Below are 9638 nucleotides of genomic sequence, written 5' to 3'. Positions count from 1 at the left end.
GCCGCGCGGTGGCTGGCTTACCCGCACTTGGCGGCTGCTCGGCACGGGCGGTGCCCGTCAGCGCGGCGGCCGCGGTCCCTGCCGCCAGCGCGGCCATCGTCATGAATTCCCTGCGCTTCATCGTCTCACCTTGTCGTTGTCCGGCCACATGGCCACGAGCCGCATTCTGGGTCCGCCCAGGTCATGGGCTCAATGACGTGCCAGGTGATGGCGGCATGACCTCCGAGGTCATGGCTGCCGGCGTGCGGGCCGGGGTATGATCGTCCCATGAACCTTGACCTGCGCCCCGTCCCAGTGGGCGCGCTGCTGCGCGAATGGCGCGCCGCGCGCCGTCTCAGCCAGCTTGACCTGGCGCTCGATGCCGAGATCTCGGCCCGTCACCTGAGCTGCATCGAGACCGGCAAGGCGCAACCCAGCCGCCCGCTGCTCATGCGGCTGGCCGACGCGCTGGACATGCCGCTGCGCGAGCGGAATGCACTGTTGCATGCGGCCGGATATGCGGCGGCGATCCCGGAAACCCGGCTGGATACCCCCGCCATGGAACAGGTCAACAAGGCCATCGCTTTCATCCTGGCCCAGCAGGAGCCGTACCCAGCCTTCCTCATGAACCGGCACTGGGACATCCTGGCCGCCAACAACGCTGCGCAACGCGTGAACGGTTTCCTGCTCGATGGCCGCGCCAGCCCGCACGCCAACATGCTGCGCCACGCCTTCGACCCGGCTGACCTGCGTCCGCGCATCGCCAACTGGCACGATCTCGCCGGCACCTTGATCCGTCACCTCCACGCCTTGGTGGCCGGTTCGCCCACCGACGCCAAGGCCCGCGCCCTGCTGGACGAAGTGCTGGCCTTTCCCGGCGTACCACCGCGCTGGCGCGTGCGCGACCTGGACACGGCCCCGGCGCCGCTGCTCACCACAGAGTTCGTGCACCGCGGCGTGACCCTGCGCTTCTTCTCCACCATCACCACCTTCGGCACGCCGCGCGACATCACCATCGACGAGCTGCACATCGAGTGCTGTTTCCCGATGGACGAGGCGACCGCGCAGTTCTGCCGTCAGCTGGCCGGCGCCTGAGCGGGCGGCGCCGCGCCGAATTCCGCCAGCACCCAGTCGCGCAGCACCTGGACCGCCGGGTCCTGCGCCCGGCGCGGGCTGCTCACCAGGTGGTAGCCAAAACTCTCCAGGGCCAGGTCGAACGGCTGCACCAGCACGCCCGCCTGCAGCTCCTCCGACACCAGCGCGAGGCTGAGCAGGCCCACGCCCTGCCCGGCCAGCGTGGCCTGCACCGCGTGGATCTCGTCCGTGAAGCGGATGCCGCTGTCCGCATCCACGTGCGCCGCCCCGGCGGCCTGCAGCCAGTGCCGCCACACTGGCGCGCTGGCGTGGTCCCGCATGGCCGGGCCCCAGTCGAAGTGGATCAGCGTGGCCGCGCGCAGGTCGCGCAGACTGCGGATGCCCAGCGCCGGGCTGCATACGGGCGCGAAGCGGTCGCGAAACAGCGGCGTCACGTCCTGGCCCGGATAGTCCCCGCTGCCGTAGCGGATCGCCACGTCGGCGTCGGCGTCCAGGTCGACGGTGCTGTTGGTCGCGTCCAGCCGCAGGCGCCAGCCGGGGTGGCGCGCGCCGAAACCGGCCGCGCGCGGTGCCAGGCAGCGCGCCACGAAAGCAACGGTGGACGTGAGCACGGCGCTTGGAGCGGTACTGCGCTGCTGCACCTCGCGCACGCCGCGCTCGAAAGCGTCAAAGCCGTCGCGCAGCACCGGGAACAGCTGGGCGCCGGCAGCTGTCAGGCGCACCGCACGGGTGATCCGTTCGAACAGGCGGGTGCCCAGTGTTTCCTCCAGCTGGCGGATCTGGTGGCTGATGGCGGTCGGCGTCACGTTCAATTCTTCGGCGGCGCGCTTGAAGCTGGAGCGCCGCGCGGCGGCTTCGAAGGCGCGCAACGCGGCCAAGGGTGGCAGTCGTCTCATAGGTTGACAGGTGAGTTGAGTTCATTCGTCAGCTGAAAAACCATCGTTTGTCGGGCCTTTGTGGGGCCGCGATACTGCGGCCATTCCGCGGCCACGGCCCGGATGATTCCAGCTCATCGAAAGGATACCTCATGCACCTCCAGCACATCCGCATCCAGCCCGATCCCTACGAACCGTATCGCCTGTCGCAGGCCGTCCGCGTGGGGGAACTGCTGTTCGTTTCCGGCCAGGCAGGCTACGGCGGCGACGGCGCCATTGTTGACCCGCATGACTTCGACCGCCAGGCGGCCCAGGCCTTCCGCAACCTGCAGCGCGCGCTGGACGCGGGCGGCTCCAGCCTCGCGCAGGTGGTCAAGGTCACCATCTTCCTTACTTCGATGGCGCACTTCCCGCGCATCGTGGAACTGCGTCGCCAGTACTTCACGCCGCCCTACCCGGCCGACACCATCGTGGAAGTGAAGGCGCTGTACACGCCGGAAGCGCAGATCGAGATCGAAGCCATCGCGCTCGCTGGCGGGAGCGCGGCATGAAGGCGCCGGAACTGTTCCGCCCCTATGCGCGCGGGCCGCTGCAAAGCGCCAACCGCCTGCTGGTCGCGCCCATGACGCGCGTGAGCGCCACCCAGTACGGGGACGCGACGGATGCGATGGTGCGCTACTACGCCCGCTTCGCGCGCGGCGGCTTCGGCATCGTGATCAGCGAAGGCATCTACACGGACGAAGCGTATGCCCAGTGCTATCGCAACCAGCCCGGCCTCGCTACCGATACGCAGGCCGCGAGCTGGCGGCAGGTGGCCGATGCCGTGCATGCGGCGGGCGGCCGCATCTACGCACAGCTGATGCACGCCGGCGCGCTGGCGCAAGAGAACCGCTTTCGCCGTTCGGCCGCAGCACCATCCGCCGTGCAGCCGCGCGGCGCGCAGATGGCGGCCTACCACGGCAGCGGGCCGTATCGCGTACCGCTCGCAATGTCCGCGCAGGACATCGAAGAGGCCATCGCCGGTTTCGCCGCCGCGGCCGGGCGCGCGCTCACGCTGGCCGGCTTCGACGGCATCGAGATCCACGGCGCCAATGGCTACCTGATCGACCAGTTCCTCAACAGCCACACCAATGTGCGCACCGACAGCTACGGTGGCGGTGTCACCGAACGCTACCGCTTCGCCACCCGGGTGGTGAGCGCGGTGCGCGCGGCCATTGGCCCCAATGTGCCGCTCGGACTGCGCATTTCGCAGGCCAAGGTCAACGACCCGCACTTCAAATGGCCGGAGGGCGAGCAAGGCGCCGCGGCGCTCTTCGGCATGCTGGCCGCATGCGGTATCGATTACCTGCATTTGCCGGAGCCGGATGCATTGCTGCCCGCGTTCACGGACAGCCAGACCAGCCTGCTGGAGGTGGCCCGCACGGCGGCGCCGGAGCTCGCGCTCGTCGCCAATGGCGGGCTCGATGATCCGCTGCGCGCGGCGGAGGCGCTGCGGCGCGGTGCCGATTTCGTAGCCCTCGGACGCGGCGCGCTGGCCAATCCGGACTGGCCCCAGCGGGTCGCCCACGGCACGCCGCGGCGCCCGTTCGACGATTCCCTGCTGCGGCCCATCGCCAACCTCAAGCCCCGCGAGTGCGAAATTTAAACCGGTTCGAATTCTTGTTGCACTCCAGTTGATTGGTAGTATTATTACAGAGCGACCTCAAGAGTCGCGGCCGGCTTGTGCCGTTTCCTTACAGCACGAATCCAGGCCAACCACAGACACTGGAGACCTGCATGGAACGGAAAAGTAGTCATACTTCACGCTTCGCAGCGTGGGGCCTGCTGGCGGCCGCCGCTTTGCTGACGGCCTGCGGCAACGGGGCGGACAGCCCGAACGGCGGCACCCGGACCGCCGCCACGGTGGCGATGTCCGGCACCGCGGCGGACGCCGCACCGGCGGTGGCCCCGTCCACCATCCGCATGCACTTCCACCGCGCGCAGGGCGATACCGCGCAGTGGGGCGTCTATTCGTGGGACGGCCCCGTGAACCCCAGCTCTGCGTGGATCACCGACCGGTTCCTGTTCACCCACACCGACGGCTTTGGCGGCTACGTCGATATCCCCATTCGGACCGACAAGAGCGGCATCTGGTTCCTCGTCACCGACGGCTCGGGCAACAAGAACTGCGGGAATGACCAGAACGCGCCCTTCGCCGCCGACATCGCGAGCAAAGGCCAGGAGATCTGGATGCTGGAGGGCGACTGCGCGGTGTACAGCGCCCCGCCGCCCATCAGCTATGGCAACCTGACCGCGGCCACCGCACACTGGCTGTCCGCCGACACGCTGGCCTGGCCCGGCGCGCCCACCTCGGCGCGCTACAAGCTGGTGTACGCAGCCAACGGCGGCCTTGGTTCCAGCGCGGCTGGCGTCACCGGGGCCGATGGCAGCATCGAACTGAGCGTGCAAAGCGCCCTCCCCGATGCGCTGCGCCAGAAATATCCGCACCTCGCCGGCGCCACCGCGCTGACCATGTCCGCCGCCGATGCCGCGCGCGTGCGCACGCTCGCGACCAGCCAGTTCGCGCTCGCGCAGTACGACGGCGCGGGCAACCTGGTGCTGGTCACTTCCCTACAGCAGAGCGGCATGCTGGACAGCGTGTTCGCACCCGCCGCCTCCCATGCCCAGCTCGGTGTCAACTTCGCGCGCGACGTGCCGACCTTCCGCGTGTGGGCGCCGACCGCCAAGGCCGTGCGCCTCAATATCTACGCGGACGCCACCTCCGCCGCCAGCACCCAGGTCGCCATGCGGCGTGACGATGCCAGCGGCGTGTGGTCGTACACCGCGCCGGATGCCCGCTGGACCAACCGTGCCTACTACACCTACACCGTGGACGTGCTCTCGCGCTGGGCCAACAACCAGCTGGTCAGCAACACGGTGACCGATCCGTACTCGGTGAGCCTGAACGCCAACAGCGCGCGCAGCTTCGTGGCCAACCTCGACAGCCCGGCCCTGAAGCCAAACGGCTGGGATCATCAGCCGATTCCGCGCCTGGAGTCGAACAGCGACATCGCCCTCTACGAGCTGCACGTGCGTGATTTCAGCGCCAGCGATGCGACCGTGCCCGCCGCCCACCGCGGCAAGTATCTCGCCTTCACCGACGACGACAGCAACGGCATGCGCCACCTGCGCGGCCTCGCCCGTGCAGGCCTGACGCACGTGCACCTGTTGCCCACCTTCGACTTCGCCAGCGTGAACGAAGCCGGCTGCACATCCCCCTCGGTGCCGGAGGGCGCGCCCGATGGCACCGCGCAGCAGGCCGCCGTCGCCGCCACCCAGGATCAGGACTGCTTCAACTGGGGCTACGACCCGGTCCACTACAACGCGCCGGAAGGCAGCTACTCGTCCAACGCCAACGATGGCGCCGCGCGCATCCGCGAGTTCCGCGCCATGGTCAAGGGCCTGCATGAGCAAGGCCTGCGCGTCGCGATGGACGTGGTCTACAACCACACCAGCGCCGCGCGCCAGGACAACCTCTCGGTGCTGGACAAGATCGTCCCGGCCTACTATTACCGCCTGAACGCGGGCGGCGGCATCACCAACGACAGCTGCTGCTCCGACACGGCCGCCGAGAACAGCATGTTCGCCAAGCTGATGATCGATTCGGTGTCGCTGTGGGCCAGCCAGTACAAGGTGGACAGCTTCCGCTTCGACATCATGGGCTTCACGCCGCTGGCGGTGATGAAGCAGCTGCAGGCCAGCGTCAACCAGGCTGCCGGACGGCCGATCTACCTGTATGGCGAAGCCTGGAACTTCGGCACCGTCGGCAACGACAGCCGCTTCGTCCAGGCGCGCCAGGCCAACATGTTCGGCACCGGGATCGGATCGTTCAACGACCGCTTGCGCGACTCCGTGCGCGGCGGTGGATGCTGCGACAGCGGCACGGATTTGATCGCTCAGCAGGGCTTCATCAACGGCGTGTTCTATGACCCCAACGACCGCGCGCATCAAACGAAGGACGACCTGCTGCGGCTCGCGGACCTGGTGCGCGTCGGCCTGACCGGCACCCTGCGCGACTATAGCTTCACGGACCGCTTCGGGACCGTGCGCAGCAACGCGCAGATCGACTACTTCGGCCAGAACGCGGGCTTCACTGCCAGCCCGGCGGAGACCATCAACTACATCGAGGCGCACGACAACCAGACGCTGTTCGACATCAACGCCTTCCGCCTCCCGGCCAATACGCCGCTGGCGGAACGGGTGCGGGTGCAGAACCTGGGCGCGGCGATCGTCACGCTATCCCAGGGCATTCCGTTCTTCCACGCGGGGCAGGAGATCCTGCGCTCCAAGTCGCTGGACCGGGACAGCTACAACGCGGGGGACTGGTTCAACACGCTTGATTACTCATACGCGGGAAACAACTTCGGCGTCGGCCTGCCGATGGCGAACGTGAACCAGTCCAACTGGTCTCTCATGGCGCCGGTGCTGGCGAACCCGCTGGTCAAGCCTGACTCCAGCACCATCGTCTCGGCCAAGCGGTATGCGGAAGACCTGCTGGCGATCCGCAGCGAGAGCTCGCTGTTCCGCCTGCGCACGGCGCAGGACGTGCGCGAGCGCCTCAGCTTCTACAACACCGGAGCGAACCAGGTGCCGGGCGTGATCGTGATGGCCCTCGATGGCAAAGGCTACCCCGGCGCCAAGTACAAGCGCATCGCGGTGGTGATCAATGTGGACAAGGTGGCCAAGCGGGTGACCGTGGGCGAACTGGCAGGCCATAAGTTCGACCTGCACAAGCTGCAGCGCAAGGGCAGCGACCCAGTGGTGCTGGGCGCCCGCTACGACGCGCGCGACGGTGGCTTCAGCATCCCCGCCCGTACCACGGCGGTGTTCGTGGACAACGCGAACGACTGAGCGGGTTTCGCAACGGTGGCGGCGCACCGCCGCCACCGTTGCCGGAAAGACCCGCTTCAGTCAGCGGCGAGCCGCTGGCCAGGATTTCCGGCGTGTCTGTCGCCTCGACGAAAAACACGCTGTTGGTGCCGAACACCTTGCCGACGCCATTGGATCAGCTCAGCCGTAACGGCTACCGGAATTCCAACCGTGCGGAACGGCGTGCCTGATCCGCAACTCTGTCCAGCGGCGGGACTCAGTGCCAGGCCGTGATGGCCGGCGGCGCCAGCGCAGCCAGCGCAAACAGCAGATAGGCCAGCTGTAGCGGGAGCATCCATCTGGCCCAAGTGAGCCAGGGGATGCGAGCCAGCGCCAGCACGCCGACCGTGATCGCGGAGGTGGGAATGACAGGCGTGGTCAGCTCGCCCAGCTGGAACGCCAGGATGGCCGTTTGGCGCGTGACGCCGACCAGGTCTGCCAGCGGCGCCATGATCGGCATGGTCAACGCGGCCTGGCCGCTGCCGGAGTGGATGAAGAAGTTAATCACGGACTGGATCGCGAACATCTTCTGCGCCGCAAAGACGGGGTGGGCCGACTGCACCAGCGGCATCAGGCCATGTAGCATGGTGTCGATGATGTGCGCATCGCGCGCGATGATCATCGTGCCCCGGGCCAGCGCGATCACCAGTGCTGTGCTGACCAGGTCCTTCGCACCCTGCAAGAATGCAGCCACAAAGTCGTCCGGTCCCAGGCGGGCTACCAGCCCGACCGCGATTGCCAGCGCCAGGAACAGCGCTGCGATCTCCTCGATGAACCACTGGTAGCGCACCACCCCGAAGATCATGACGCCCAGCGCCAGCGCGAAGATGCCCAGCACGGCGGCATGGGTGCGCGTCATCCGCTCAAAGTGCAGCGCCGCCGCATGCTCGCCACGCTTGATGGCGTCGATGGCGTAAGTGGGCGAGCGGGTGGGATCGCGCCGCACCCGCGCTGCGTACCACATCAGAAAGGCAACGGTCAGCCCCGTTGCAACCAGCCATAGGACCACGCGGTACGCCAGCCCGGAAAACATCGGGACGCCGGCGATGCCTTGCGCGATGCCCACGTTGAAGGGATTGAGGAAGGCCACCGCGAAGCCGACCTGCGAGCCGACGAAGGGAATCGCCACGCCGACGATCGAGTCATAGCCCAGGGCCAGCGCCAGCGGCACGAAGATCAGCACGAATGGAATCGCCTCCTCGGCCATGCCGAAGCTTGCGCCACCCAGCGAGAACATGGTCACAAAGACGGGAATCAGGAGCGCGCGTACCAGCGGCGAATGCGCATGCGCGCGGGCCACCGTCTTGATGAAGGCATCGATTGCCTCGGTCTTCTGCAGCACGGCGAAGGTGCCTCCCACGATCAGCACAAAGCCGATGATCAGCGCCGCCTCCACAAAGCCCTTGATCGGCGCCATGAGCAGCGCGACCGGACCTTGCGGCGCACTCGCGATGTAATGGAAGGCCGCCGGATCGATCAGGGTGCGCCCGTCCACCACCCGGGTCTCGTAGCGACCGCCGGGGACCAGCCAGGTGGCAATGGCAATCAGCGACAGGATGGCAAACAGCAGGATGAAGGTGTTGGGCAGGCGCAGGCGCATCGGGACCTCTCTATGAACTCAGCAGTTTACCGTTGCGCCAGGCGCTCGTGCCGGCGACTTTGCAGACCTGCATCCCGCGCAGCAGGTGCCGATGTGCGGTGCGCGCGAACATCACGCCCGGGCGGGTGGCGCGCAGCGGGCTCACAGCGCCGCTCACGGGTTCGATCAGGTCGGCGATGGTATCGCCCGCGGCCACCAGGTCGCCCAGGTTCTTCTGGAACACCAGCACGCCGGAGCGCGGCGCGGCGATCGGCTCTACGCCTTCGAGCGGCGTCGGCTCGCACAGCGGGGGCGGCAAGGGCTCCCACGGAATGTCGAGCACTCCCTGGCGGGCCAGGTACTGCAGCAGGGCGTGCGCATCGCGCTCCGCATAGCTGTAGTTCACGTCCATCTCGCCCCGCAGCTCGATGGTGACGGCCACGCAGGCCGGCGGGATCGGATACTGCGGTCCGAAATGCCGCGCCAGGTCCCACCACAGGCGCGAGCAAGCCTCGTCGAACGGCTCGTCGCCCGCCTCCAGCGCCAGCAGCACCGCATGGGCGCCGAGCAGCGCGGCCAGGTCGCGCACCTGCTCGGCCAGCGGCGTGCCGGCATACAAGTGGATGACCGCGTCGTTATCACAGTGCAGGTCGAGCACAATGTCCGCATCAATAGCCAGTTCCAGCAGCGCCTTCTTGAGCGCCTCAACGTTGTTGCGCACTTCCCAGCCCTGTACCGAGGCGCGCGCCTGCTCCCGTATCAGGCGCACATTGGCTGCGGCGTCGGGCCCGAGACGTCCCGCCAGGGTGCCGGACAGCTCTCCGGCCACGTGCTTGTAGGCGCGATTGAAGTTCACACCCGTGGCCAGGTCGAAGCGGCCGAACGGCGCGCCATGAATCGCCTGCGACAGTCCGATCGGGTTGGCCACCGGGACCAGGATGACTTCTCCGCGCAGGCGTCCCGTGCTCTCCAGCTGCAGCAGCTGCTGGCGCAGGAACTGCACCACCAGCATGCCCGGCACTTCATCGGCGTGCAGCGCGGCCTGGATATAGACCTTCTTCCCCGTCCCAGGAACGCCGAAGTGGAGTGAGGTGAGCTGGAAGGCCGCGATGCTGTCGTCGGTCGCGATGGGCTGGCGCTGGATCTGCATGTTCTTATCGATGAGGAAACTCGGCCGTTTGATTATGGATGATTTTTTACAT

At 67.6% G+C, this 9638-nt stretch carries 7 protein-coding genes; 4 read left to right on the top strand and 3 right to left on the bottom strand.

The window, feature by feature from the left end; translation table 11 throughout:
* The first annotated feature begins 267 nt into the window (after positions 1-267).
* Positions 268-1074: a helix-turn-helix domain-containing protein gene (locus tag E4L96_RS10890; protein WP_135207245.1), complete on the top strand. Its 807-nt coding sequence runs from the start codon at positions 268-270 to the stop codon at positions 1072-1074.
* Here the strand turns inward: E4L96_RS10890 and E4L96_RS10885 are convergent.
* A complete protein-coding gene (locus E4L96_RS10885; RefSeq protein WP_135207244.1) occupies positions 1056-1970 on the bottom strand; it encodes a LysR substrate-binding domain-containing protein in 915 nt (304 codons plus the stop codon). The two genes, E4L96_RS10890 and E4L96_RS10885, sit on opposite strands and share 19 nt — an antisense overlap.
* A gap of 131 nt (positions 1971-2101) precedes the next feature.
* Between E4L96_RS10885 and E4L96_RS10880 the strand changes: the two genes are divergently transcribed.
* The 3 genes from E4L96_RS10880 (at position 2102) to E4L96_RS10870 (ending at position 6839) form a co-directional block, all read left to right on the top strand.
* Positions 2102-2500 (top strand): RidA family protein, encoded by a 399-nt coding sequence (locus E4L96_RS10880; RefSeq protein WP_135207243.1) that lies wholly within the window; start codon positions 2102-2104, stop codon positions 2498-2500.
* Positions 2497-3594, top strand: coding sequence for an oxidoreductase (locus tag E4L96_RS10875; protein WP_135207242.1), 1098 nt, complete (start codon positions 2497-2499; stop codon positions 3592-3594). Before E4L96_RS10880 ends, E4L96_RS10875 begins: the two co-directional genes overlap by 4 nt.
* A 131-nt stretch (positions 3595-3725) precedes the next feature.
* On the top strand, positions 3726-6839 hold the full coding sequence (locus E4L96_RS10870) for an alpha-1,6-glucosidase domain-containing protein (RefSeq protein WP_135207241.1): 3114 nt from the start codon (positions 3726-3728) through the stop codon (positions 6837-6839).
* 235 nt (positions 6840-7074) lie between these two features.
* On the opposite strand, the gene E4L96_RS10865 is transcribed toward E4L96_RS10870, so the two are convergent.
* Both E4L96_RS10865 and E4L96_RS10860 read right to left on the bottom strand, forming a co-directional pair.
* Positions 7075-8457 carry a YfcC family protein gene (locus E4L96_RS10865; protein WP_135207240.1) on the bottom strand — a complete coding sequence of 461 codons (1383 nt, stop codon included), beginning with the start codon at positions 8455-8457 and terminating at the stop codon, positions 7075-7077.
* A gap of 10 nt (positions 8458-8467) precedes the next feature.
* Complete coding sequence (locus E4L96_RS10860) at positions 8468-9586, bottom strand: succinylglutamate desuccinylase/aspartoacylase family protein (protein ID WP_135207239.1); 1119 nt, start codon at positions 9584-9586, stop codon at positions 8468-8470.
* Positions 9587-9638: the final 52 nt, after the last annotated feature.

Source organism: Zemynaea arenosa (genome assembly GCF_004614185.1).
Lineage (GTDB): Bacteria > Pseudomonadota > Gammaproteobacteria > Burkholderiales > Burkholderiaceae_D > Telluria > Telluria arenosa.
Note: the sequence above shows the minus strand (reverse complement) of the source record. Positions and strands in the feature narration are given on the sequence as shown.

Bases quoted from the DNA above. Each gene is read 5' to 3' on its own strand.
- E4L96_RS10885 (WP_135207244.1), bottom strand. From the start codon at position 1,970: ATGAGACGACTGCCACCCTTGGCCGCGTTGCGCGCCTTCGAAGCCGCC.
- E4L96_RS10875 (WP_135207242.1), top strand. From the start codon at position 2,497: ATGAAGGCGCCGGAACTGTTCCGCCCCTATGCGCGCGGGCCGCTGCAA.
- E4L96_RS10880 (WP_135207243.1), top strand. From the start codon at position 2,102: ATGCACCTCCAGCACATCCGCATCCAGCCCGATCCCTACGAACCGTAT.
- E4L96_RS10865 (WP_135207240.1), bottom strand. From the start codon at position 8,457: ATGCGCCTGCGCCTGCCCAACACCTTCATCCTGCTGTTTGCCATCCTG.
- E4L96_RS10890 (WP_135207245.1), top strand. From the start codon at position 268: ATGAACCTTGACCTGCGCCCCGTCCCAGTGGGCGCGCTGCTGCGCGAA.
- E4L96_RS10860 (WP_135207239.1), bottom strand. From the start codon at position 9,586: ATGCAGATCCAGCGCCAGCCCATCGCGACCGACGACAGCATCGCGGCC.
- E4L96_RS10870 (WP_135207241.1), top strand. From the start codon at position 3,726: ATGGAACGGAAAAGTAGTCATACTTCACGCTTCGCAGCGTGGGGCCTG.